Here is a 24692-nt window from a genome sequence, read left to right on the forward strand (position 1 = left end):
TTGTTTTAGCTTGACGGAAACGAGCTTGTAGCTCTTCTGGACTCAGATGAGGTGCGATCGTAATTCGTTTTGGCATTTTTTATTTGATGGGGGTGGTGTTCCTCCTGATTATATCATGGTTGATCGACCGGACATGATATTACAGATCCTAAAGCCAAAGCAGTGTACGAAGAAATATTGACAGAGTTGGGGTTTGGCATTGTCCCCAACCTGTTCAAGTCAATGGCAATCAACCCTGACATATTAGAAGCAAATTGGAAAAAATTCCGGGGAACAATCCTACAAGGAGACTTACCCCGCACTCTTAAAGAAATGGTCGGCGTCGCTATTTCCCAATCAAATAATAGCCAGTACGCTCTCCAAGTTCACCTGCACGGATTGTCAGCCTTGGGGATGAGCGAAGAACTACTGCGAACCCTAGTTTCTGACTTTGCCAACTGCCCTTTGCCAAAACGTGATAAAGCCGTAATTACCTTTGGCTTGCTGGCTGCTACAAAACCCCTGGAAATGACAGAATCTGATTACCAAAACCTGCGGGATTTAGGACTTGATGATTCCGAAATATTTGAGATTATTGCGACAGCAGACTTGTTTAGCTTTGTCAACCGATATACGGATTCAATAGCCCTGGAAATAGATGCTTTGTAATCTATATTGTATACCCCTATTATGGGCGATCGGCTAGAAGATCAAGATCGAGAAGAGCTTCTGTTGACAGCCCGCCATTTGTTAGCAGAAGCTCAAGCGCTTTCCATCCGCATTTCCGCCGTCAACGAAATTGCCACTGCCATTAACCGCACCCTCGATCTCAACCAGATTTTGCGGGTAGTAGGTAAGCAAGCCAAATGGCTGCTCGACTTTGAACACTGTAGCGTTTGCCTGCACAGCACTAATGCTTGCATGACTTTATTTGGCCCGCATATCCCTGTAGATATTTCAACCCTCGGAGAGGGTGGCCCGATTAAGAAGGCTTTCACAACACGTCAACCTCAATTAATTCAAGAAGCGGGTGCTACTGCTATTTTATCCCCCTACGCTTCGCAAATTATCCTTCCTTTGGAAAGCGAAGGTAAGGTTTTAGGAACCATTAATTTTGCCACAACCAAGCCGGGGGCTTACACTCAAGAAGACTTGCGGATTGGCTATCTTTTGGCTTTGCAACTATCCTCAGCCATCCGCAATGCTGAACGCTTTAAAGAGATAAATAGCCTGTATTCCGAACTCGATGCCGAAAAGCACAAATCTGACCAGCTACTGTTGAATGTACTCCCGGTTGAAATTGCCGAGGAACTCAAAAATAACGGCAAAGTGGAACCACTTTATTATGATAACGTATCGGTTTTATTTACTGACTTTAAAGGCTTTACTCAGTTATCTGAAAAAATGACGCCGCGAGAGTTAGTTGACGAACTAGACTATTGTTTTTCTTATTTCGATCGCGTGATGGATAAATACTCTATGGAAAAACTGAAGACTATTGGCGACAGCTATATGTGTGCGGCGGGAATTCCTACGCCTCGCCCAACACACGCATTTGACGCTGTACTTGCTGCCATAGAAATTCGACAGTTCATGGATTTGCGAAAATTGCAGAAAGCTCAACAAAATATCCCTTATTGGGATATCCGCATTGGCATTCATTCAGGCCCAATACTGGCTGGGGTAATTGGCAATAAAAAGTTTTCCTATGATGTCTGGGGAGATACAGTTAATACTGCATCTCGGATGGAATCTTCCGGCGTACCTGGAAATATCAATATCTCTCAGGAAACGTTTGAATTAGTTAGAGATTTTTTTGAATGCGAATACTGAGGAAAAATTTATGCTAAAAATAAGGGCGAGTTGGATATGTATTTGGTTCACCATCTTAAATAAATTTGGGAAGGGCTAATTGCTAAGGGAAAATGGCTAAGCGAGCCTTTATACCATTTTAGATTTTAGATTTTAGATTGGGGAATGACTGATTACTACCACGGTTTGGAGCGCGGGCCTACAGTTGCTGTTTTTTTGACTGGTGTTAGATATAGCCATCCTTGCAGGAGTCGTAATTTTTTTACCCCACCCCAACCCTCCCCTTGGTCCGGGGAGGGAGTAATAAATTCACAAATGATGCGAGTATTGCTATATTGAAATAAAACTCAAATATGAACTAAGAATATATCGCTCGAAGTTTTTTCTCAGGAGAGGGGTATTGTATCGCAGCGTCCCCAATCTATATTAAAATTATCGAGTTGTAGATGTTATTTTTTAATTATTTATGCGTATTTGGCAAGCCGATTTTTACCGCCGCCCTCTCCAAGACGAAACTAGCAAACCACTGTGGGAACTCTTAATTTGCGACTCGGAAGGCAGTTTTCAATTTAGCGCTGTTTGCCACCAAGGGGCCGCAAATTCCACTTGGCTAGCTTCGCAGTTGCAGCAGCAAGCTCAAACTCAGAATTTGCCAGATTTGATTCAAGTATTTAGGCCTCAGTCTCTGGGCTTAATTGAGGCTGCGGGCAAAGTTTTGGGTGTCAAGGTAGAAGCGACTCGGCGCACTGCGGCTTTGAAATTGCTGCTGCAACAACGCGCAAAAGAATATTCGAGTATGCCTAATTATACAGGTGAAACTTACAGTGCGATCGCCCTCGACTCGCCGCCGCCCGTACCCTTACCCGAAAACCTCTGGGGCGATAGCTGGCGTTTTGCTTCCCTACCCGCCGGCGACATTGAAGAGGCTTTCCAAGGGCGTCCCTTGCCAATTTTGGAAATGCCAGAATTGCTGTTACCGCTGAATTTGGGCTTGGCCTCAACATTACCCGTACCAGGAGTGGTGATTGACGGCGGACGCCAGTCTATGCGCTTGGCTAGATGGCTTCAGGATGCCAAACCTTTCGCTTTGAATTATATTGCTGGAGAACCCGACGGATTGATATTGGAAGCTGGGTTAGTAGATAGGTGGGTTGTGGCTACTTTTGAAGATAGCGAGGTGAAAGCGGCGGCCCAAATTTACCAACAGCGCAAGCAATTAAGTAAAGGATTACATTTTTTATTAGTGCAGCCCGATGATAGTGGCATGACTTATACAGGCTTTTGGCTGTTGAACTTTGAGCGATAAGAGGGAAATAATATTATTTATGATGTTGATCCATCGCGCGCCGAAAAATAGTAAAACATCGCCCGAACTCAGTTCCCGGAGATACAGACTTAAACACAACTTTTAAAACAGCTTATTGAGCTAGCAAGAGATCGTGCTGCAAATTTATTCTACAACTAAAATCAAGCCGTTTCGGATGCCCTGACACACTCGGTTGATGTGAGAGTGGTCTTTTTCGTTAAGACCTTTCTCGGCTAGCATTGCTGATTTCAGCAGCCGTCTGTCAAGGGGGGTAATTTGCCGAAAAGCAAAGATGCGCTCGACGATCGCCTCGATCGAGATTTTGGGGAGGTTAGCAGAGCTGACTGTCATGGTCTTAACACGCTACAAATAACTAACAGAACTATGTACCTTTATTTTTAAAGATTTTGTGAAGGTATCTTGTGATTAAGATCACATATGTTTCGTGACAAAATAGTGTATGTCGGGTGACTGTTATCACGAAATCTTCAATTATTTTTACCCCAACTTAACGATGGCCCGATAGAATCACTCTTGTAAAACTCAGGCAGAAAGTAAAAATGGCACAAGCAAAAATCGGAATAATCGGCGGCAGCGGTTTGTATAAAATGGAGGCCCTCAAGGATATTGAAGAGGTGAAAATTGATACACCTTTTGGAGCGCCATCGGATGCCGTAATTGTGGGAACATTGGACGGTACGCCGGTAGCATTTCTGGCTAGACACGGCCGCAACCACACTTTTTTGCCCTCAGAAGTGCCGTATCGGGCAAATATTTATGCCATGAAGAGTTTGGGAGTTGAGTATTTAATCTCAGCGTCGGCGGTTGGTTCCCTGAAAGCAGAGGCGAAACCTTTAGATATGGTAGTGCCAGATCAGTTTATCGATCGCACAAAAAATCGAGTTTCTACCTTTTTTGGAGAAGGAATTGTTGCTCACATCACTTTCGGCGATCCGGTTTGCGGCGAATTGGCTAAAGTATTGGCAAGTGCGATCGAATCCTTGAACCTCACCGACGTTACCCTGCACCGGGGTGGCACCTACGTCTGCATGGAAGGCCCCGCATTTTCCACAAAAGCAGAATCCCACCTTTACCGTAGTTGGGGGGCGACAGTCATCGGAATGACAAATTTGCCGGAAGCAAAATTAGCCAGAGAAGCAGAAATTGCCTACGCAACTTTAGCATTAGTCACCGATTATGACTGCTGGCACGAAGATCACGACAGCGTAACAGTAGAAATGGTAATAGCAAATTTGCACCGCAATGCAGAGAATGCTCAAAAAGTCATTCAAGAAACAGTCCGTAGACTAACAGAAAATCCCCCAGTATCTGATGCACATTCAGCTTTAAAATATGCAATTCTGACTCGGCTGGAGCAAGTGCCGGCCGCCACTAAGGAGAAAATGGGTTTGCTATTGCAGAAATATTTGTAGTTGAAATTAAGTTGCCCTCATTAGGTTAGAGGTGATTCCACATGTGTAAGGTGTGCAGCGCGCACCCTACATCATGGGGAGAAGGCAGAAATATTTATTTGTATGTCTAGCATTCGTCCTGAGTCAAGAGTCAGAAGTCAGGAGTAAGATCCATTGCCTATCAAATGTTTTAACAAGAGACATCTCCGAAAATATTCACAGCTCTTCTCTCGCTACTTTTGAATCTCTCGCACTAGGAAGCATCACGATTGTGCAAACAGTCGTTTTTTATGCTGTGGCAGCGATCGAGCTCCCACAGCAGTGATATATGAGCAATAATGGCAAGATAGGGTCGCAACTGCAGCACACAAAGCGCAAAAGCTCAAAACGCACAATTTAAACTATGCTTGGCATTCCTGGATATCAGATTTTCGCCCAAATCTATGAAAGCGAAAATTCCTTCGTTTATCGCGGAATTCGCGATCGCGATTCGCTACGCGACGGCTACGCCGAACCCCTACCGATCATCCTCAAGCTGCTGAAAGAAGAATTGCCAACGCCAGCACAACTGCTGAGATACCAGCAGGAATACCAAATCAGTCAAACTCTGAATTTCTCAGGCGTTGTTAAAGCTTACAGCTTAGAAAAATATCATAATTTTCTTGCGATCGTCTTCGAGGATGATGGCGCTGAATCTTTAAGTTTATGGCGGCAGCAACGTCAGATAACCTTAGCGGAATTTCTCCCCATCGCTATCAAAACTGTCGAGATTTTGGGTCAGATTCACAGCGCTAATATTATCCACAAAGACCTTAACCCATCTAATATAATTATCAACCCCAAAACCGGGGAAGTCAAAATTATTGACTTCGGCATTTCGACAGTCTTGTCTATAGAAAATCCTACCCTAAAAAGTCCCAACGTTTTAGAGGGCACTTTAGCTTATATCGCACCCGAACAAACCGGAAGAATGAATCGCGCGATCGATTACCGCGCTGATTTTTATTCCCTGGGCGCAACTTTTTACGAACTGCTAACCAATCAACTGCCTTTTGAAGGTAATGACGCGATCGAATTAGTACACTGTCACATCGCTAAACAACCCATTCCGCCCCAAGAACTGAATCCAGAGATTCCTAAACCTGTTTCAGATATCGTAATGAAGCTGTTAGCAAAAACAGCAGAAGAGCGATATCAAAGCGCTTGGGGAATTCAAGCAGATTTAGAGTTATGTCTCACTCAACTGCAAACTCAAGGCAAGATAGAAGACTTTACTATTGGTCAGCACGATATTTCAGATAAGTTTCAAATTCCTCAAAAACTTTACGGCCGAGAAACAGAAATAGAAAGCCTGCTGACGGCATTTGAGCGAGTTGCCGGTAGCTTGCAGGAAGAAGCAGAAAGTGTAACCTCAGAAACTCAGCCATCCCCCAACAGCCGACCACATTCCGAAATGATGTTAGTATTCGGATATTCCGGCATTGGCAAATCAGCATTAGTTCAAGAAATTTACAAACCCATTACCCGAAAAAAAGGTTATTTCATCGCCGGGAAATTTGACCAGTTTCAGCGAAATATTCCTTACAGCGCCGTCATTAAAGCTTTTCAAGAATTAGTGCAGCAGTTGCTCGCAGAAACAGAGGCCAAACTCCAACAGTGGCGCGAAAAAATATTAACAGCAGTTGGAGTTAACGGTCAAGTCGTTATTGATGTAATTCCCGAATTAGAATTGATAGTTGGCAAGCAGCCAGAATTATCCGAACTTCCTCCCGCTGAATCGCAAAATCGGTTTAATTTAGTCTTGCATAACTTCATCCGCGTATTTTGCAAGCCAGAACATCCCTTAGTCATGTTTCTCGACGATTTGCAGTGGGCAGACTCCGCAACTTTGCAGATGCTTCAATTGATAATCACTGACCCAGATATGCAATATCTGTTTCTGATTGGGGCTTATAGGGATAACGAAGTCAGTGCAGCCCATCCGCTGATGTTAACAATTAATGAGATTCAGAAAACGGGATGCGTTATTAATTCAATTTCCCTCTTACCTTTAAAGTTAAATGATGTCAATTATTTAATTGCAGATACTCTTAAGTGCGACCTCGAAAAGGCCCTGCCATTAGCAGAGTTAGTCCTGCAAAAAACTCAAGGCAATCCCTTTTTTATTAACGAGTTTCTCAAATCACTTTATGCTGAAAAATTGTTGAAATTTGGAGCAAACTCTCCGAAGATTGGGGGGATAAAGGCAGGCTGGCAGTGGGATTTAGAGCAAATTCAAGCCAAGGCCATTACTGACAATGTAGTCGAACTGATGGCAGGAAAGATTCAAAAACTGTCGCAGGCAACACAGCAAATATTAAAATTTGCTGCTTGCATTGGCAATCAATTTGACGTAAAAACGTTGGCGATTGTTAGTGAAAAATCAGTCAAAGCAACTAATGGTAAACTGTTGGAAGCAGTTAGGGAAACTTTAATTATTCCCGTGGGGAATGATTACAAATTTCTTGAATTAGAGCAAAGTTCAGAAGATTTAACTGTTTATTACAAATTTTTGCACGATCGCGTCCAGCAAGCCGCCTATTCTCTAATTCCCGAACCAGAAAAGCAAGTTGTCCACTATCGAGTTGGACAACTTTTGCTGGAAAATACTGGGCCGGAACAGCGACAACAGAAAATATTTGATATCGTCAATCACCTCAACTTTGGCAGTGAATTAATTGCCGCACAGCCACAGCGCAATGAACTGGCAGCCCTCAACCTTTTAGCAGGCAAAAAAGCCAAAGTTTCCGCGGCTTATAAATCAGCACTGGATTACTTCGCGGCAGGCAGGCAATTATTAAGTGCAGACAGTTGGCAAACCCAATACGACTTAACGCTGAATCTCTACGAAGAAGCAGCAGAAGCCGCTTACATCAGTACCGATTTCGAGCAGATGGAGGAATTAGCAACCTCCGTGCTGCAACAAGCGAAAACAGTTTTAGACAAAGTAAAGGTTTATCAAGCAATAATTCTCGCTCAGTTAGCACAAAGCCAGTTACGGCAAGCAATAAACACAGCTTTATCAGTGCTAGAATTGTTAGATATACATTTTCCCAAACAGCCAAATCCGACCGATATTCAGGCGGCGCTGCAAGCAACTCAGGCAGCGCTAACAGGCAGAGAAATCGAAGATTTAATCGATTTGCCGCCAATGACAGCACCGGACAAATTAGCAGCAATGCAGGTGATATCAAGCACCTTTGCTGCTGTCTATTTTTCCTTTCCCGAAATCCTGCCACTGTTTATTTTTAAACAGGTCAATTTATCGCTAGAATACGGTAATGCTCCCTATTCTTTGCCAGCTTATGCTAATTGCGGACTGCTTTTGAGCGCGATTTTCAACGACATCGAATCTGGTTACAGATTTGGCGAACTGGCTTTAAATTTGCTGGATCGGATTAACTCCAGCGAAGTCAAAGCAGAAACACTTCACATTGTGAATGGTTTTGTCAAACATTGCAAAGAATCGGTCAGGAAAACTTTAAAAATGTCGCAGGATGCTTGCGCGATCGGCTTGGAAACGGGAGATATAGAATATGCCTGTCACGCTGCCAGTATGTATGCCTTGCACGCATATTTCATCGGCAAAGAGCTAACAGAATTTGAACGAGAACTAGCTGCCTACAGCGACATGATGCGCCAACTAAAGCAAGAAGCCGATTTAAATTTTAATGAAATCTATCGGCAGGCTGTTCTCAATTTAATTGAGCCGTCTGAAACTCCCTGTAAATTAATCGGTGAAGCTTATAACGAAGACATCCAGTTGCCGATGATGCTGCAAGCCAACAATCGCAGTGCGGTTTACATTATCTACTTGCAAAAAACCATTCTCTGCTATCTCTTTGGAGAATTTGCTGAATCTGTAAAATATGCTGACTTAGCAGCAAAAGACTTAGCCGGAGTAGTTGGTTCGCTTCTCGCTCCTCTGTTTTATTTCTACGATTGTCTGGTGCGACTTGCGGTTTACTTTGATGTCAGCCAGAGCGATCGCGAACAAATTTTAGAACAAGTAACCGTCAATCTGGATAAACTGAAAGTATTGGCAACTCACGCACCGATGAATTACTTGCAGAAAGTAGAACTAATAGAAGCAGAATTGTGCCGCATTAAAGGGGAAAACTTTGAAGCAATGGACTGGTACGATCGCGCGATCGCCACTGCTCAAGAAAACGAATACATCCAAGAAGAAGCCCTCTCCTACGAACTAGCTGCTAAGTTTTACCTATCTAAAAATAAAACTCTGATTGCCAAAACCTACTTGCAAAATGCCCGCTATTCCTATCTCCGCTGGGGTGCAGCCACCAAAGTTAAAGACTTAGATACCCGCTATCCGCAGCTATTGCTGAGACAAACATCAACAGGTACAAACCTTTCTGCCATAACCACATCCCTTCCGCCAACCTCGACAGGCAGCAGCAACTCGTTTATGCTGGATTTTACCACAGTAATCAAAGCATCGCAAGCAATATCCGGCGAAGTAGTATTAGCATCCTTACTGTCAAACTTAATTAAACTTACAATTGAAAATGCCGGAGCTCAAAAAGGTTTTCTCCTCTTGCTAAACAGCAGGGGCGAACTCAGAATTGAAGCTGCAGGAGACGTTGACGGTTCCGTCCAAGTCCTGGAATCTCTTGCTGTTAATAACAGTCTGAATCTCCCGACATCTATTATCAATTATGTCGCAAGAACTCAGTCAGATGTAGTTTTAAACGATGCCGTCCGCGAAGGAACCTTTACCGCCGAGCCTTATATTGCAATTAATCAACCCAAATCAGTCTTGTGCGCCCCTATCATCAATCAAGGCAAACTCATCGGCATTTTGTATCTAGAAAACAATCTCGCAACTGGCGCTTTTACAGCAGACAGATTAGCAGTATTGAGCATAATTTCTGCCCAAGCTGCTATTTCCCTAGAAAATGCCCAACTTTATCAAACCCTAGAGCAAAAAGTAGAAGATCGCACCGCACAATTAGCCCAAGCTAATAAAGAAATATTGGTTTTGAACGAACGGTTAAAAGTAGAAAACCTTCGCATGAGTGCCGAACTAGACGTAACCCGCCGCCTGCAACAAATGATTTTGCCTAAACAGCAGGAATTAGAGTCAATAGAAGGGCTAGAAATAGCTGGATTCATGGAACCGGCTGATGAAGTTGGCGGTGACTACTACGACGTACTAAATCACGGCGGTAAAGCCACAATTGGCATCGGCGACGTGACAGGACACGGTTTAGAAAGCGGCGTGTTAATGATTATGGCGCAAACAGCAATTCGCACTTTGCTGGTTCACAATGAAACCGACCCAGTTAAATTGTTGCAGACAGTCAACCAAACGCTTTTTGACAACGTAGAGCGCATGAATTGCGGTAAAAGTATGAGCCTTTCTTTGCTGGAATATCGGGGGGACAACACCTTGCATTTGAGCGGACAGCACGAAGAGGTGATTGTCGTGCGTGACTGTGGCGAAGTAGAGCGGATTGATACTATGGAGTTAGGCTTCCCCATCGCCTTGGAACCAGATATTGCCGATTTCATTGCTTCTACTGAAATACAGTTGAATTCGGGGGATGTGGTCATACTCTACACCGATGGAATCACCGAAGCTTTTGATATGAATAAAAATCAATACGGTATCGAGCCATTGATTGAAGTTGTTGCCCTTAACAGGGAAAAGTCAGCAGCAGACATCAAGCAAGCTGTTATTGACGACGTGCGGCGATACATCGGGGAGCAAAAAGTATTTGATGACATTACTTTGGTAGTAATCAAACAGAAGTAAGTAAAGGCACCAATAAACCTTGCTGTATAACCGAATGTACAACTGCCCTAACCGAAAACCAATAGCTTCGTTTCACTCGCTTTTGACTACTTAAAGCAGATTCCACGTTTATGAAGTACCCCCGCCTAGCGTCATATCCCCGTAGGGAAACGGCGAAAACCTTGGTCCCTACATTCCATAAACATGGAATAGGCTGTATGTATTTTCCCACTCATCTACTTAGTTACGATCAATTAATCAACTGCTTGAATGCGTCGTGTTCGCGAATCTTCTCCAAATCAGCTTCACTTTTTGCCAACTCTTTACACACATTCGGATTGAGATTTAGGGCGCGCTTTAAATTTTCAATGGCTAATTCAATTTTACCTTGTAGCGCATAACATCGGGCTTTGTTGTACCAAATTCTGTAAAAATCAGGTCGAATTTTAGCAGCATTGTCGTAGGAAGCGATCGCCGCTTCGTATTTTTGCAATTTGGAGAGTGCAACGCCTCGATTGTTCCAAGCGTCAGTATAATCATTTTTAATTTGTAGGGCTTGATTGTAAGAAATTACTGCTTGTTCGTACTCCTGCATTTTGGAAAATGCAACGCCTCGGTTGTTCCAAGCATCGGCATAATCGGGTTTGGCTTGAATTGCCTGTTCGTAACAGCCGATCGCCTCCTGGTACTTCTGCAACTCCAACAATACCACGCCTCGATTGTTCCAAGCATCGGGATAATTGGGGCGAATTGTAGTAGCTTGTTCGTAAGAGGCGATCGCCTCTGGATACCGCTGCATTCTTGTGAGCACTACTCCTCGGTTATTCCAAGTATCGGCTAAATCCGGCTGAATTTGCAGGGCCTGATCGTAAGCAGCGATCGCATCTTGATAACGGTTTTCAAAGAAACAAGCATCTCCCTGTTTGGCATAGTCGGCGGCAGTCAATAACTTTTGGTAATTGCCGTAGTTAACCGGAGCAAATTCTTGAATTTGGGCATCGGGAAATAACAAGTCTGTTTCTGCCTCTGCCGGGTGACTTTGCTGTTGAATTTCGCCTAAGATAGTTTCAGCGTCCGAAATTAATAGTTTTAATTGAGAGATTGTATCGTAATGGAGACTTTCAATTTCTTGGCGAGCAATTGTTGTCTGCTTGGACAATTTGCTCAACAGAAACCAAACCCCGACTCCGGCTGCTGTCGGAAACAAAGTTAAGGCAATTACGAGCCCGTTAAGCAGTACCGCCGTGCGCCCGAAAGCAATGTCAACTTCTTCTTGAACTCGATCGCGAATTTCATCTTTAAGTTGCTGCTGTGAGAATTGCTGCTGAATCAACAGTGCCGGCCTCGGTTCCGAGGCAGAAACGCTACTGGCGCAGACTAGAATAGTTGAAAGGGCGATCGGGCTAATACTTTTTCTAAAGATACTTGACAAACGCATTGCCTTAGTGATAAACACCTGATTTGCGATTTCCATGTGTCAAGAGATGCTGATAACGATGATCCCAGACTAGCCCATTTGTTCACAAACTATTAAATACAGGATATCTGTTGTGCAGTCCCCTCCGATCAAATTGCTGACGCAAGAATTGCTAGACGAAGTGGCCGCTTCCTCCCGCCGCAGTCCCCGCCAGCGACAAAACTACAATTTCCATGATTTGTCTGAAAAAGTGCAGCGGTTTGTCAACGTGCTGCAACCAGGCACTTACGTCCGCCCTCACCAACACCTGCGCCCGCCTGCAGTTAACGGTTTTGAGTTTTTTGTGGTGATTCAAGGAGAAGTCGGTATTGTTATTTTGAACGAAAACGGTCAAATCCTGCGCTCCTTGCGAGTCAGCGCGGCCGGCCCGACTCGCGCTGTCGAACTGCCAGAGGGCACTATTCACACGTTAGTAGCTTTGACACAGGATACTGTGATTTTGGAGTTTAAGGAAGGGCCTTACGACGTGGGGGCTGATAAAGACTTTTTGGCAAGTTTTCCTGCTGAGGGAACTGCGGCGGCGCGAGAATTAGTCCTGAGTTGGGAAGCGGAATTTAACACTTGACTGATGAGTGTTGACTGTTGACTGTTGACTGTTGACTGTTGACTGTTAAAAATCTAAAATCTAAAATCTAAAATCTAAAATCGATTAACTGTTGACTGTTGACTGTTGACTGTTAAAAATCTAAAATCTAAAATCGATCGGCTGATTATTAATTACTGATAAATCTAATTGTCGTCATCCGATTGTATAAATCCGGAGCGGTGCGAATGATTTTTCTCAGAAGTTCATCCGTCACCCAAAAGACGAGGGGAAACGAAAATGTTTTGCTGAATTCGCTGCATAGTAGGTTGGTAGAAATGAGCAATCGATCGATCGTCTCCACTGATTCCAAACCGAGGAGCATTAAAGCTGGAGGCTTTTCGCCGTCTATTTCTGCTGCGATTGTCGTGTAGAGAGTTGTAGCCGATTTGGGCAAAAACAGTTGCCGCGGTTTCACGGGACAATTTACTTGCAGCCGATCGACTATTTGCTGCCGCAAAGCCAGCGAGTTGCAGTTGACTAAAACGAAAGAAAAGTAACCTTGGGAAAGACGGAGCGCCCGAATTAAAGTTGAGAACGACCGCTCGTTATATTTAGCTAAGTCGTACTTAGCTGCATCCTCTTTAGCTGTATTTTCTGAGCTTTGCTCGATAAACATAAATTGCATATTTTTTATCTAGTTTTAGAGATTTTCTAGATTAAATGATGTTTCTAAAGAAAATGTGAAGATCGGAAATTTATTTTTCCTTTAAAAACTTTTGGGTAAGTATACCACGGTTTTAAATGAATATCAATAGTCCGATCGAAATAGTCCGATCGACAGATTTGGCTTGAACCACTCAAAAAGCACCTGCGACGGCACAACAAAAGTATAGCCGCCGGCAGAAGGAAGAAGCATATTTCGCAACGGTTTCCGCAATTAAGAACGCTCTTAATATATGGCACGATTGCTAGATTAAATGTAATTAAACATACAAAAAAAATCACCGGGAATTCTCAGCCAGCGGCAAAGTAAACCAAAAACTTGCCCCAGCACCGGGAGTGCTAATTACCCCTATTTGGCCGCCGTGAGCACCAATAATTTGCCGACAAAGATATAGACCCAAACCCAAACCGACGGAGTGTCGGGATTGATTACCCCTAACGTAAAGGTCAAAAAGATGTTCGCACTGTTCCGGCAATATTCCTGCCCCGTCATCTTCCACAGTACAGTAAATCATCCTACTTCCGGGATTGGGGATTGGGGATTGGGGATTGGGGATTGGTAATTTGTCGATATCTTGTTTTGCTGTTGTTTGATTTATAGTTAATTTCCCCGCCTTGATTACTTGAGCCGAAACTGTTAAATTCAGTCCCGATAGATTGTGTTTCAAAGCATTAGCTATTAAATTAGAGAACACGCGCCACAACTGAGTTTTGTCAGCATTCACGGCTGGCAAATCATCCGGCACCAAATTTTTAAAAGTAGCTTTACCCTCATTCATTAAAGGCTCCAAATCTGTCGCAGCAGCTTCAACTATCGCTCTCAAATCAATCGATTCGCAGTGCAGAACCAAACCGCGCAATTCCCCGGCGTGAACTTCCAACAGCGAATTTATCAAGCGCAATTGCTGCTCGCTACCTTGAATCATCCGATCCAAAACAGAACGGGGAATTGCGATCGAATCCCCAGTTTTCGTCTGCCAATTTTTCAGCACCATTAACATTCCCGCCACCGGGTTTCGCAAGTCGTGAGAAAGAGCGTGGATAAATAGCCGCAGCGATTCTTGTGCCTGTTTGCGCTGCGTGACATCCTCAATTAAACCCTCATAATAAAGCACGGCACCGCTGCTGTCCCGTACCGCCCGCGCCTTCTCAGAAATCCAGACAATACTGCCGTCACAGCGGTAAATTTTAGATTCAAAATCCGATACTGTGCCGCTTTCCTCGATCAATCGCAAAAACTCATTTCTGCGAGCCGGATCGACGTACAACTGTCGCTCAATATCAGTAAACTTTGCCGTCACTTCTTCCGGGGAATCGCAGCCGTAAATCCGCGCCAAAGCTGGATTTGCAGTAATGTAGCGGCCGTCGGGAGTGCTTTGAAAAATTCCCTCGCCCGCATTCTCAAAAATGCTACGGTACTTCGCCTCCGCCACCTCCAACTGCTGGTAAGCAGATTCCAACTCACGCCTGGTACTAAACTCTTTCTGTTGCAGACATTCGTACCAATAAACGGACAAGTCACATATCAAACAAAACCAAAACAAATATAAGTACAACCCGGTCAACTTAAAAGGAGTATACTTAGCAAAACTTAGATTTAAAACCAAATTTATCCCGACGTGGCAACACAAAACGCCGAGTTGAGAAATCAGGTGGAGACGCCAGCGGACGGGCATCACCGTAGCTTGGATCAGAAACGCTAAACTCCAGGTAAAAATTGGTAATTCCCCGGCTTGTGCGACAGCTAGCCCAAGCTGTACAATCACCGTCAGTGACCACGAAAAACCCAAAAATAGCAAACCGGGATAGCGCTGTCCGAAGGAGGTTTTTTGCAACACAAAACAGGTCAACAAACCCAATTCTACAGCAGCGCTCGTGTACAAATAAACACTTTCAAACTCCTGGCGAGCGAAGAATCTTTCGCCCAGGAAATAGACCGTTATTGTGAAGGCAAAAAAGATGGCAATTCCGACAGCAGGGCGCAGCCGATCTCGGAGGAAGCGATCGCGCCACACCTCGTAAACCGTTAATACCTGAACTGATTTTGCCTTGCCCAAAGAGTTCATATCATTTTAGATTTTAGATTTTAGATTTTAGATTGACAAAGATCGATCGTCCGAGTTGACAGCAGGTAGCGAAAACCAGAAAGTCGAGCCACCGCCGGGAGTGCTTTCGACGCCGATCGAGCCGCCGTGAGCTTTGATAATTTGCTTGGACAGGTACAGTCCCAAACCCAGCCCTGTTAATTGTCGGCTATTAGGGTCTTGAACGTAAAGTTCAAACAGAGATTCCCGCTGTTTGGCGCTGATGCCCACTCCATTATCTGTTACAGTACAGCGAACCATTTTTACGGTGACTCCGGGCAATTTGCTGCCGAGATTGCCAATTTGACCGTGATAGCGGCGTACTTTGCAACTGCCGTCGAGGTTAAATTTGGTCAGGGTTTCCTGATTTTTCTGGGTGGTCTCGCCCATCCTAGGACGATCGCCCACAGCAGATATCCCGTTAGCGATACAGCGGGCCAGCGGATTATTGGGCGATGTTAAAGCCTGTGAATTTTCTTCATAACTTAGCGCTGTTTCAACAGCAATTACCTCGGCTTTAAAAGTTATATTGACTCCCGGAGGATTGTGTTTAATAGCATTAGTCAACAGATTTTCTAGCACCCGCTGCAAGTGTTGGCGATCGGCCTTGACTTGTGGCAAATCCACTGGTATTTCCTGAGTTAAAGTTGCTTGATTTTTGGCTAGCATCGGTTCTAAATCGGCAACAATGGCTGAAGCTAAAGACGGCAAATGCAGCGGTACAGTATTAAGAACAATCCCTTTGACCTCGCTAGCGTGAGCGTCGAGCAGGGCATTAACCATAGTCAACTGGTGTTCGCTAGCCTGAACGATGCGCTGCAAAATTGATCGAGAAACCGGAACATCTTGTAGAGAATCAGATGCCGATTTGTTGAGCAAATTTTTCAGCAGTATTAACATTCCCATAACAGGAGTGCGGAGATTGTGAGAAACTGCGTGCAAAAATAGGTCTTTCAGGCGGTTGCTTTCTTGCAACTCGTGCATTTTTTGCTGTAGTTGGTGGGTGCGTTCCTCGACTTGAGATTCCAAGTTGGCATTGAGAGCTTTTACCTGCTGCAAAAGTTGGGCTTGCTGGAGAGCGATCGCCACTTGGGTAGCGAGTTTTTCCAACAAATCAATTTCAAATTCCTGCCACTGGCGGGGCATCGAGCACTGGTTGACGGCCAAGATCCCAAACAATTCATCCCCCAGGACGATCGGCACATTTAACGTCGCGCGAATTTGATAGTCGCTGTACAATTGGGCAATTGGAACGCTGAGTTGAACGCTAGCTGTATCGGAGATAGCTCGGACGCGGTTGTTAGCATAAAAAGTTTTCTGGTTTTCGAGGTGATTCTCGTCAGCGAGTACCCACCCCAAAAGAGAACGGCATTGGGCATCCACAGACTCGGCCACAACCTTACCGTACACCGGGCTAGGAAGATGTACCCCGTCCACGTCCATAATACCGATGAAAGCGCGGTCTGCCTTGAAAAATTGCCGGACTTCGGCAACAGTAGTGTTGAGAATTTCTTCGAGGTCGAGGGAGTTGCGAATTCGCAGGGCGATTTCTGAGAGCAAGCGATCGCGATCGGAGGACGCCCGCAAAGCCACTTCCGCGCGGTGGCGTTCGGTAACGTCTTGGACTGTGGCCGCGATCGCCCCTGACTGAATTGCCGACTGTTCGCAGACAGTGCGTTCGGAGCCGTCTGCCAGCACAATTCGGTAGTTAATGCAATAGGGTTTGTGTTCAAACATAGCTTGGCGCTGCGATCGCGCCACCAATTCTCGGTCTTCTGGATGTACGGCCTGCAAAAAAACTTCTGGTGTCGGTTTGATAGTTCCAGGAGCAAAACCCAAGAGGCGGTAAAGTTCGTTTGACCACCGCAATTCGATATTAGATATATGATGTTCTGCGGATTCTTCGCAGTTGTCAGTTGCTGTGAGGGCGGCGCAATTTAAATCCCAATTTCCCAACTGAGCGATGCGCTGAGCGTTGGCTAAACTAGCTTCGCGATCGCGCAGCATGGCAGCCGTGCGGCGCACCTCCACCAGCGCTTGCTGGCGTTCTGCTACGGCGGCGGCCAACATCAGAGCCACAAGGGCGATCGTACCGGTAAAAGCTTGTAAAAATAAAACCGCCTGTTTGAGATTATCGCTTTTGGCCAAAAACGGGCCACCTCCCTGTACTGCTCCCCAAATCGCTATGTAAGAGACGATCGAATAAGCAAAAATCGCTCCCGCCGGTTGAAACCGCAGGGCAGCCCAAACTATCAGAGGAAAAGGCAGATACTCCAGCGGATACTGAGCGATCGCTGCTTGTATTTTAGAGCAAAAAAACAGCCAGCTCACGCTCAGCAAGAGTGTCAGCCACAGCGCTATTTCTGAATAATTAACAATTAAAAATATAAAATGATAGCGGTTTTCACTGCCAGAATATCTGCTTGAATAATTAGTAACTTGCGATTGGTAATTGTCCCAGTTAAAAAATGCTTTTAAACTTGAGATAATCCGAGATTTTCTCTCACCTGTTACACCATTATCAAAAACAGGCAACATGCCTGTTCCACAAGAAAATTCATCTCTTGTGGAACAGGCATCTTGCCTGTTCCTAAACAAGTAATTGAGAATAATGAAAGCTCTCAGTTTTAGTGGAAATTTAAAACTATTAACGGCGTGGTTCAAAGTCAGCAGCACTGGCGTCACAATCAAAATTCCCATGCCGTCTCCGAGCCACGTAGTCCACCAGTTGCGAGAGAAATTGCTCCACTGAGCCCAACCAAAAATGCACGTTCCCAAGTTGCCGAGGGTAGAACCGACCAAAGTAGACCCGATGACAGCGCCCGCCACTAAAGCCAGAACATCTCGCAATCGATCGAGTTTAGTAGAAAATCCGCTCTCCCTCAGCAAAGCCTCTCCAGCCAGCGCTTGCAGGGTGACGCTAAAGGCCGATGTGGCAATGACAGCCGACGGTATACCGGCGGTAGAGTTTAACAGCACCGAACCGAGGACAATTCCCGGCCACATCCGTCGCCCTTGCAGTAGCAGTGCCGCTAGAGCAATACCGGCGGGCGGCCAGACGGGGGAGGGTTCGGCTTTCACCAGTCCCAGCATCGACGTTGCGAGTTTTCCGGTAACAAAGTAGGCCAGGGCCAGGATGCCGGTGTACAGAAGCATTCGAGTGCGGGGGTTGAGCAGTTTCATGTTTAGTGCGATCGAATCCTCCATTCCTAGTTTTTAATTTAGGCGGCATTGGGGCGATCGAGCTTCCTCCTGACGACTCACCTGACTGGGGGAGTGGGAAGTTGACTGTTGACTGTTGACTGTTGACTGTTGACTGTTGACTGTTAACTTATGACAACTGCCTACTGACAACTGACTGCTTAAAATCCAAAACTCCGCTTACCATCCGGCTTAACAGTCAGCCAATTGGTCTTTGCCATTGCCAGTTGTTCCTCAGAAACTGTAGCGTTCGTAAGATTCGCCCCGCACAAATTTGCTCCCCGCAAATTCGCCTTAGTCAAATAAGCCCCCGTCAAGTCAGCACCTCGGAAATCCGCGCCTTCAAAATTGGCAGTGCTGCAATAAGCCTCAGTCAAATTAGCATCTCGCAAATTCGCCTGAATTAACCGGGCGTGACCCAAATTCGCCCCTGACAAATCCGCTGCTTGCAAATTTGCCTTCACCAACCTAGCCTGATAAAAATTACTTCCCGCTAACTGCAATTTTTGCAGTTGCAGGCCAGACAGTTCGCAGTCAGCAAAATCGCGCTTGCCTTTAAAATATGCCGCTCGCAAGCTGTTGGCGTCCCACTTAGGAGCAACTTTCGATAGCTTTGACGCTGCTAAATTGCCACTAGAAGGTCCAACCGTTCCGAAAGTTCTGCCGGACTCAGCCAGAGTACGGGAAACTCTGGGCTGCATCCCTGTGTTCCCAGATTGGCTGAAGGAAGTTCTACCAGCGCGGGTGTGGTTCGATCGTAAATCTTCAGTGATTTTGCTCCTCGGCGGTGACCACGAAGAACCCTCGTCATTAAATATTGTCGGTTCTTCAACTGCACGAGAAGAGGCGTTGAATTGAGTTGCCAAGCCATCCATAAGACTTGGGTCTTCAAATTGGCCAGAGAGAGCTCTGAGGACATCTGCTGCTGATTGGAAGCGGTGACCAACCATCGGCTTCAGCATTTTTTCGAGAATCCGCGCAAAATTTGGGCTTACCTGAACGTGTGGCTGCCAAACAATTTCGCCCGTTATTCCATCAAAATCTAAATCCTTGGGCGATTTTCCTGTCAGCAAGTACAAGCAAGTCATGCCCACCGCGTAGATGTCGCTGGCAAATATCGGCCGCAGCGCCATTTGTTCCGGGGGGGCAAAACTAAATGTGCCGACTGAAAATTTTGTGTTGGCGCTTTGGTCGGCGGGGTCTAATAATATTGTTTGGCTAACTTGGTCTTTTACCGCTCCGAAGTCAATCAGAACTAAGTGACCGTCTTGAACTCGGCGAATAATATTTGCGGGTTTGATGTCTCGGTGAATTACTCCTTGGCTGTGGATATATTGCACTACTGGCAGAATTTCTAATAGAAAATTTTTAACGTCCGATTCGTTGAAACGGCCTGAGTGCTTGACTTCTTGTTTCAAAGTCGAGCCTTTAACATACTCTTGAACTAAGTAAAATTGCTGTTCCGTTTCAAAATAGTCTAGCAGCCTCGGTACTTGCGGGTGGTCGCCCAGTTGACCGAGGGTTTTTGCCTCTCGCTTAAATAATTCCCGCGCCATTTCTAAAACTCGCGGCGACGAACTACTGGGTCGCAGTTGCTTGACTACACAACTCGGTTGACCGGGCAATGAGATGTCTTTTGCCAGAAATGTAGCTCCAAAACCTCCTTGTCCTAACGGTTCAATGACTCGGTAGCGAGCGCGCAGCAATAACCGCGCACCGCACGTCTGACATTGGAGAATAGAGTCAGCAGGGTTTTGAGGATGGGGACAGCCCGGATTTACGCAGTAGCTCATATTGATTGAGTTTGCCTATGTTGTTCTGATCTTGTCAGCGTCGCTCGACTGCACAAATAGCCTGTTCCTGATTCTGGTAGACATACTAATCTATCAGTTGTCGGCTGGCCGTGCCTTCGATTGCGAATTGGAATTGCACCTAAGTCTTTTATGTCGATATCTTTTCCCTATTTTGATTATCTCGCTGGTTTGAGTTTTTTCGGTTGATTATCCTTGAAGATAGTTTAAAGACTTGCTAAAGTTGTGCTTTTTTGTGTAAAGTCTTTCTAAACTTAAGTGCTTTTTGCGTTGTTAGATGTATCTAGCATACCTCATTCTCTGAATGAGAATGCTACTCATCCCCCAGTCGCCATCGACCTTTGGGTAGATTCCTAGTTTTTGCTGAGGTGTACCCTAACAGTCTTGACAAAATTGAATTAGTATGCTAGTAAAAGCTTTCCCGAATAAATTCTGGGACTCAAAAGTCGTAGCCTGTCGGCGCGGACTTTTGACTAATAACTACCGAGCACTGACAACTAACTACTGACTAAATTATGCGTATATCTCTAAAGTGGCTCCGGGAATTGGTGGATGTGTCGATCTCCCCGGAAGAATTAGCCGAAACCCTGACAATGGCAGGCTTTGAAGTGGAAGAAATTGAAGACCGCCGCCCGTGGGCAAGCGGCGTAGTTTTGGGCAAAATCATTGCCTGCGAACAGCATCCGAATGCAGACAAATTGAGAGTTTGTCAAGTGGATGTGGGCTCTGGTGAAGCTTTGAATATTGTTTGCGGCGCACCCAACGCTAGGGCCGACATTTATGTGCCTGTCGCTGTTGTGGGCACTTATTTATCGACTATTGATTTAAAGATTAAACCTGCTAAATTGCGGGGCGTTCCTTCCGAAGGAATGATTTGCTCTCTGGCAGAATTGGGACTGGCTAAAGAGTCAGCCGGCATTCACATTTTTGAGTTAGAAAATCCCGAATTGGGCAGCGATATTCGCCCACTTTTGGGTTTAGACGATGTGATTTTAGACTTGACAGCAACTGCCAACCGTGCAGATGCTTTGAGTATGGTGGGCGTGGCGCGGGAAGTGGCGGCGCTGACTGGGGCGAGTTTGAGAATTCCCGCAACGAATGGTTTTGCGATTGAGGGCAAAGAAAGTCCGGATTTGGCAGTAGAAATATCGGAACCGCAAGGCTGCCCAATTTACATCGGCACGGCAATTGAAGGTGTGAAAATTGCTGCTTCTCCAGCTTGGTTGCAGCAGCGGTTGCAGGCGGCCGGAGTGCGGCCAATTAATAATGTAGTTGACGTGACTAATTACATTTTGCTGGAATGGGGACAACCGCTGCACGCTTTCGATCGCGATCGCCTGCAATCTTTCACGGGTACTCAAGATATCAGCATCGGCGTCCGCTTTGCCAAAACAGGCGAATCCTTCAAGACTTTGGACGGACAAAACCGCAATTTGCAAGCTCAAAATCTGTTAATTACTGCTAGCGACAAACCTGTTGCCTTAGCTGGGGTAATGGGCGGCGAAGACACGGAAGTTCACGAAGGAACGCAAAATTTAGTCTTGGAAGCAGCGATTTTTGACCAGGCAACGATTCGCCGTTCTGCGCGCGCTCAAGGCTTGCGGAGCGAGGCTTCGATCCGCTACGAACGGGGGGTGAATCAGGCGGCATTGGCGACGGCTTGCAACCGCGCTGTTGCCCTAATTTTGGAGTTGGCTGGAGGCACTGCGACGGTGCAGAAAACGGCGAGTTCGGGCGAGGATTTGAGTTTTTCGCGATCGCTCGAATTGCGTTTAGACCGAGTAAATCTGGTTTTGGGGCAGTTGAAAAGAGGACAAACGGGCGGTTCTAAATATCTGGAACCGGAAGAGGTGAAAAACATTCTCACAGCTTTGGGATGCGAAGTTGTGCCAACGGAAAAAGAACGGGTGTTTGCGATAACTGTTCCTCCTTACCGTTACCGAGATTTAGAAAGAGAAATTGACTTAATTGAAGAAGTTGCCAGACTCCACGGTTATGACAATTTATGCGATACTTTGCCCAGCAAAACGGAACCCGGTTATCTGTCACCAGAATACGCGGCAATTCGGAATGTGCGATCGGCTTTTCGGGCGGCCGGGTTGACGGAGTTGATGCACTATTCTTTGGTGAAAACTGAGGGAGACAATCAAGTGGTGCTGGCGAATCCGCTGTTTGTGGAGTATTCGGCTTTGCGGACAGAAATGCTGTCGGGTTTGATTGATGCTTTCCAGTACAATTTGGAACAGGGAAATGGGGCGCTAAACGGTTTTGAAGTCGGCCGCATTTTCTGTAAGGATGGGGATGCAATGAAGGAAGCCGATGCAGTTGCGGGGATTATCGGCGGCGATCCGACTGTGTGGAAGTGGCAGCAGGGAGGGCGCGATCGACCTTTGACTTGGTTTGAGGCCAAGGGGGTTTTGGAAAGCGCGTTTCAGGAGTTGGGTTTGTCGGTAGAATATCAAAGCGATTCCTCGAATACACGCTTGCATCCGGGCCGCACGGCTGCGTTATCGTTAAACGGAAAACATTTAGGAGTTTTTGGACAGTTGCACCCGCAATTGCAGCAAGAAAAGGATTTGCCTGAGCAGGTTTACGTGTTTCAATTAGATTTGGCGGTGCTGTTGGGTGAATTAGGGCGATCGAGCAACTTAACTCGCAAATTCGCGGGTTATTCGAGTTTCCCCGCTTCTGACAGAGACATTGCATTTTTCGCACCGGTTGAAGTTCCGGTTGTAGATATGCAAAGTGCGATGAAAAAGGCGGCGGGTAGTTTGCTGGATTCCGTGGAACTGTTCGACGAATATCGGGGCGACAACGTACCGGCGGGACAGCGGAGTTTGGCTTTTCGGTTAATTTACCGCGCGGGCGATCGAACTTTGAGCGAAACCGATGTCGAACCGGCACAACAAAAAGTGCGCGATGTTTTAGTTGAGAAATTCGGCGTTAGTTTGAGAAGCTAAAGAGGCCGCTACTCAGCAATGGAAACCGCCAGGGAATGAATTCCCTGGCTCAAAGCTAAAGTCCTTGCTATGAGGACTAATAAGATTTACGGATAACAAGGTAAATTTGCCATTTTGAGCCAAGCGAAGAATCTCAAATTCTTGCAATAAAACCCTCTAAAGTGCATAGTTGCTAACTAATGAACTCTTCAGTCCTCCTAGCGAGGACTTCAGCTTTGAGGCGGGGGTTTCAACCCCTGCCGGACTCAGGGAAAAAGCGTTAAATTAACACCAATGGCCGCAACATCTCCCCAACCATTAAAGTCATAAATTTCTCCTCCTATCCAACAAACCTCTCTCTTTCCCCTCTTCCTCTGCGCCCTCTGCGGTTAATTAATCTTAATCGTTAACATTTTGGTTAAATCTTCTTACTATTATTGTACAATAACTTTTAAACAAATTCATCTAAGGCTCAAAACCGTGACTAAATATGTGATGTGGGGAAGTTACTGCGAAGACGTTATCGAAAAACGCGCTCCGTTTCGAGACGCTCATTTAGCCGGATTGGCTAAGCAGAAGGAATCGGGTGTGTTAAGTACGATCGGGCCAACGAAAGATTTAACAAAAGTTTTTGCTATTTACGAAGCAGAAGATGAGGCGGCCGTGCGACAATTGGTGGAAGCCGATCCTTATTGGGTAAATGGGGTTTGGACTGAGTACGATGTGAAAGAGTGGATTCAAGCTTTTTGAAGGAGTTAACAGGGTGAACATCTTAAGATTGGGTGACAGCGATTTAGTTCCAGTGGACTATGGCGATTTGCTGGCCAAGATTTTAGAAGTTTTGCGAAAAACCAGTTGAATATATCAGAATCTGCGACACAATTATAAGTTAGATTTTAGGGAGCCTAAGTTCCGAATAAAAGAAGAATTCAAAAAATCTGGCTATTTTTGGCTTCCCTCAGCTCCAGAAAGAAAGATACCTGGCACGCTTATTATCACAGACGGCGGGAATATTGAGCTTGAGGTAGTTGGGTTCTTCGATGAAATCATCGAAGGGCTAAATAAAGCCCCAAATGGCAAATATGAATTGGAAAGGATTATTGGACATATCGAAAAGCACGGCCTAGTTACACTGGAGGATTGTTTTTATAAAAACCTAAATATTTCTTTGGGTGGTATTTCTAAGTCCTCTGTCTATGTTAACAAGGCTCTCATTGGTGTCGCTTACGACGATAAAGAAATTGTCTCGCTCAACACGTTCAAATTCTCGGTGGAAGGCATTGATGAGTGGGTTGGATTAAGTGGAATCCAAGTAGAAACTCAATATGAAAACCGAACAGCTTCAATAAGCTGTTGTGCCTTTAAATAGGGTATCATAAAAAATGAGGTTAGTCAATATATACAAAAATGCCAGCTAAAAACCATCTCAATCCCCAACAAATAGAGAAATTACAAAAAGCCTTAAGAGAGGAAGAAAAGGCAAATATTAGAGAAAGAATTCTAATTCTATTATTGCTCAATGACGGCAAGACACAATCTAAAATTGCTGATTTTTTGGGTTGCTCAGTCAACAAAGTATCTTATTGGTGTGTCAAGGGAGACCCAGACAATCTAGAAAGTCTAATAGA

Annotated in this window: 16 protein-coding genes; 10 read left to right on the plus strand and 6 right to left on the minus strand. The window is 45.4% G+C overall.

All coding sequences use genetic code 11. From position 1 onward, the window contains the following. Positions 1 to 138: 138 nt before the first annotated feature. The 3 genes from QUA04_RS21880 (at position 139) to QUA04_RS21890 (ending at position 3097) form a co-directional block, all read left to right on the plus strand. Complete coding sequence (locus QUA04_RS21880; RefSeq protein ID WP_333260650.1) at positions 139 to 648, plus strand: peroxidase-related enzyme; 510 nt, start codon at positions 139 to 141, stop codon at positions 646 to 648. Positions 649 to 654: 6 nt separating this feature from the next. Beyond that, positions 655 to 1812 carry an adenylate/guanylate cyclase domain-containing protein gene (locus tag QUA04_RS21885; protein WP_333260617.1) on the plus strand — a complete coding sequence of 386 codons (1158 nt, stop codon included), beginning with the start codon at positions 655 to 657 and terminating at the stop codon, positions 1810 to 1812. 445 nt (positions 1813 to 2257) lie between these two features. Continuing rightward, positions 2258 to 3097 carry a Tab2/Atab2 family RNA-binding protein gene (locus QUA04_RS21890; protein ID WP_333260619.1) on the plus strand — a complete coding sequence of 280 codons (840 nt, stop codon included), beginning with the start codon at positions 2258 to 2260 and terminating at the stop codon, positions 3095 to 3097. 144 nt (positions 3098 to 3241) lie between these two features. Here the strand turns inward: QUA04_RS21890 and QUA04_RS21895 are convergent, their stop codons facing one another. Continuing rightward, the gene (locus QUA04_RS21895) at positions 3242 to 3448 is read right to left on the minus strand and encodes a hypothetical protein (RefSeq protein WP_190662201.1); all 207 of its coding nucleotides are present in this window, start codon (positions 3446 to 3448) and stop codon (positions 3242 to 3244) included. Between the two features lie 209 nt (positions 3449 to 3657). Between QUA04_RS21895 and QUA04_RS21900 the strand changes: the two genes are divergently transcribed. Together QUA04_RS21900 and QUA04_RS21905 are read left to right on the plus strand one after the other, a co-directional pair. Then, complete coding sequence (locus QUA04_RS21900; protein WP_333260624.1) at positions 3658 to 4530, plus strand: S-methyl-5'-thioadenosine phosphorylase; 873 nt, start codon at positions 3658 to 3660, stop codon at positions 4528 to 4530. Between the two features lie 382 nt (positions 4531 to 4912). Further along, entirely contained in the window at positions 4913 to 10324 is a 5412-nt protein-coding gene (locus QUA04_RS21905) for an AAA family ATPase (RefSeq protein ID WP_333260627.1), read from the plus strand. A gap of 229 nt (positions 10325 to 10553) precedes the next feature. Here the strand turns inward: QUA04_RS21905 and QUA04_RS21910 are convergent, their stop codons facing one another. Further along, positions 10554 to 11777, minus strand: a complete 1224-nt coding sequence (locus QUA04_RS21910; protein ID WP_333260630.1) for a tetratricopeptide repeat protein — start codon at positions 11775 to 11777, stop codon at positions 10554 to 10556. 76 nt (positions 11778 to 11853) lie between these two features. On the opposite strand from QUA04_RS21910, the gene QUA04_RS21915 reads away from it, so the two are divergent. Further along, on the plus strand, positions 11854 to 12345 hold the full coding sequence (locus QUA04_RS21915) for a WbuC family cupin fold metalloprotein (RefSeq protein WP_333260633.1): 492 nt from the start codon (positions 11854 to 11856) through the stop codon (positions 12343 to 12345). A gap of 148 nt (positions 12346 to 12493) precedes the next feature. Here QUA04_RS21915 and QUA04_RS21920 read toward each other — a convergent pair whose 3' ends face one another. From QUA04_RS21920 to QUA04_RS21935, 4 genes are all read right to left on the minus strand, one after another. Continuing rightward, positions 12494 to 12991: a hypothetical protein gene (locus QUA04_RS21920; RefSeq protein WP_333260636.1), complete on the minus strand. Its 498-nt coding sequence runs from the start codon at positions 12989 to 12991 to the stop codon at positions 12494 to 12496. 316 nt (positions 12992 to 13307) lie between these two features. Beyond that, positions 13308 to 15095 (minus strand): PAS domain-containing sensor histidine kinase, encoded by a 1788-nt coding sequence (locus QUA04_RS21925; RefSeq protein WP_333260638.1) that lies wholly within the window; start codon positions 15093 to 15095, stop codon positions 13308 to 13310. Positions 15096 to 15122: 27 nt separating this feature from the next. After that, positions 15123 to 18296, minus strand: coding sequence for an MASE1 domain-containing protein (locus QUA04_RS21930; protein ID WP_333260653.1), 3174 nt, complete (start codon positions 18294 to 18296; stop codon positions 15123 to 15125). Positions 18297 to 18475: 179 nt separating this feature from the next. Continuing rightward, positions 18476 to 20107 carry a serine/threonine-protein kinase gene (locus QUA04_RS21935; protein ID WP_333260641.1) on the minus strand — a complete coding sequence of 544 codons (1632 nt, stop codon included), beginning with the start codon at positions 20105 to 20107 and terminating at the stop codon, positions 18476 to 18478. 533 nt (positions 20108 to 20640) lie between these two features. Between QUA04_RS21935 and pheT the strand changes: the two genes are divergently transcribed. From pheT to QUA04_RS21955, 4 genes are all read left to right on the plus strand, one after another. Continuing rightward, positions 20641 to 23085, plus strand: coding sequence for a phenylalanine--tRNA ligase subunit beta (pheT, locus tag QUA04_RS21940; protein ID WP_333260644.1), 2445 nt, complete (start codon positions 20641 to 20643; stop codon positions 23083 to 23085). Between the two features lie 459 nt (positions 23086 to 23544). Next, the gene (locus QUA04_RS21945) at positions 23545 to 23814 is read left to right on the plus strand and encodes a YciI family protein (RefSeq protein ID WP_172187087.1); all 270 of its coding nucleotides are present in this window, start codon (positions 23545 to 23547) and stop codon (positions 23812 to 23814) included. A gap of 166 nt (positions 23815 to 23980) precedes the next feature. Next, positions 23981 to 24433: an ApeA N-terminal domain 1-containing protein gene (locus QUA04_RS21950; protein WP_333260656.1), complete on the plus strand. Its 453-nt coding sequence runs from the start codon at positions 23981 to 23983 to the stop codon at positions 24431 to 24433. Between the two features lie 38 nt (positions 24434 to 24471). After that, positions 24472 to 24692 (plus strand): helix-turn-helix domain-containing protein (locus tag QUA04_RS21955; protein WP_333260647.1); only part of this gene is annotated, 221 nt, incomplete at its 3' end.

The sequence above is a fragment of the Microcoleus sp. S13_C5 genome (genome assembly GCF_036700845.1).
In the GTDB taxonomy this organism is placed as follows: Bacteria; Cyanobacteriota; Cyanobacteriia; order Cyanobacteriales; family Microcoleaceae; genus Microcoleus.

What these genes read in the sequence shown, in the direction of transcription:
- QUA04_RS21925 (WP_333260638.1), bottom strand. Translation starts at nt 15,095, where the DNA reads ATGAACTCTTTGGGCAAGGCAAAATCAGTTCAGGTATTAACGGTTTAC.
- QUA04_RS21900 (WP_333260624.1), top strand. Translation starts at nt 3,658, where the DNA reads ATGGCACAAGCAAAAATCGGAATAATCGGCGGCAGCGGTTTGTATAAA.
- QUA04_RS21930 (WP_333260653.1), bottom strand. Translation starts at nt 18,296, where the DNA reads ATGAAACTGCTCAACCCCCGCACTCGAATGCTTCTGTACACCGGCATC.
- QUA04_RS21910 (WP_333260630.1), bottom strand. Translation starts at nt 11,777, where the DNA reads ATGGAAATCGCAAATCAGGTGTTTATCACTAAGGCAATGCGTTTGTCA.
- QUA04_RS21895 (WP_190662201.1), bottom strand. Translation starts at nt 3,448, where the DNA reads ATGACAGTCAGCTCTGCTAACCTCCCCAAAATCTCGATCGAGGCGATC.
- QUA04_RS21920 (WP_333260636.1), bottom strand. Translation starts at nt 12,991, where the DNA reads ATGCAATTTATGTTTATCGAGCAAAGCTCAGAAAATACAGCTAAAGAG.
- QUA04_RS21890 (WP_333260619.1), top strand. Translation starts at nt 2,258, where the DNA reads ATGCGTATTTGGCAAGCCGATTTTTACCGCCGCCCTCTCCAAGACGAA.
- QUA04_RS21935 (WP_333260641.1), bottom strand. Translation starts at nt 20,107, where the DNA reads ATGAGCTACTGCGTAAATCCGGGCTGTCCCCATCCTCAAAACCCTGCT.
- QUA04_RS21905 (WP_333260627.1), top strand. Translation starts at nt 4,913, where the DNA reads ATGCTTGGCATTCCTGGATATCAGATTTTCGCCCAAATCTATGAAAGC.
- pheT (WP_333260644.1), top strand. Translation starts at nt 20,641, where the DNA reads ATGCGTATATCTCTAAAGTGGCTCCGGGAATTGGTGGATGTGTCGATC.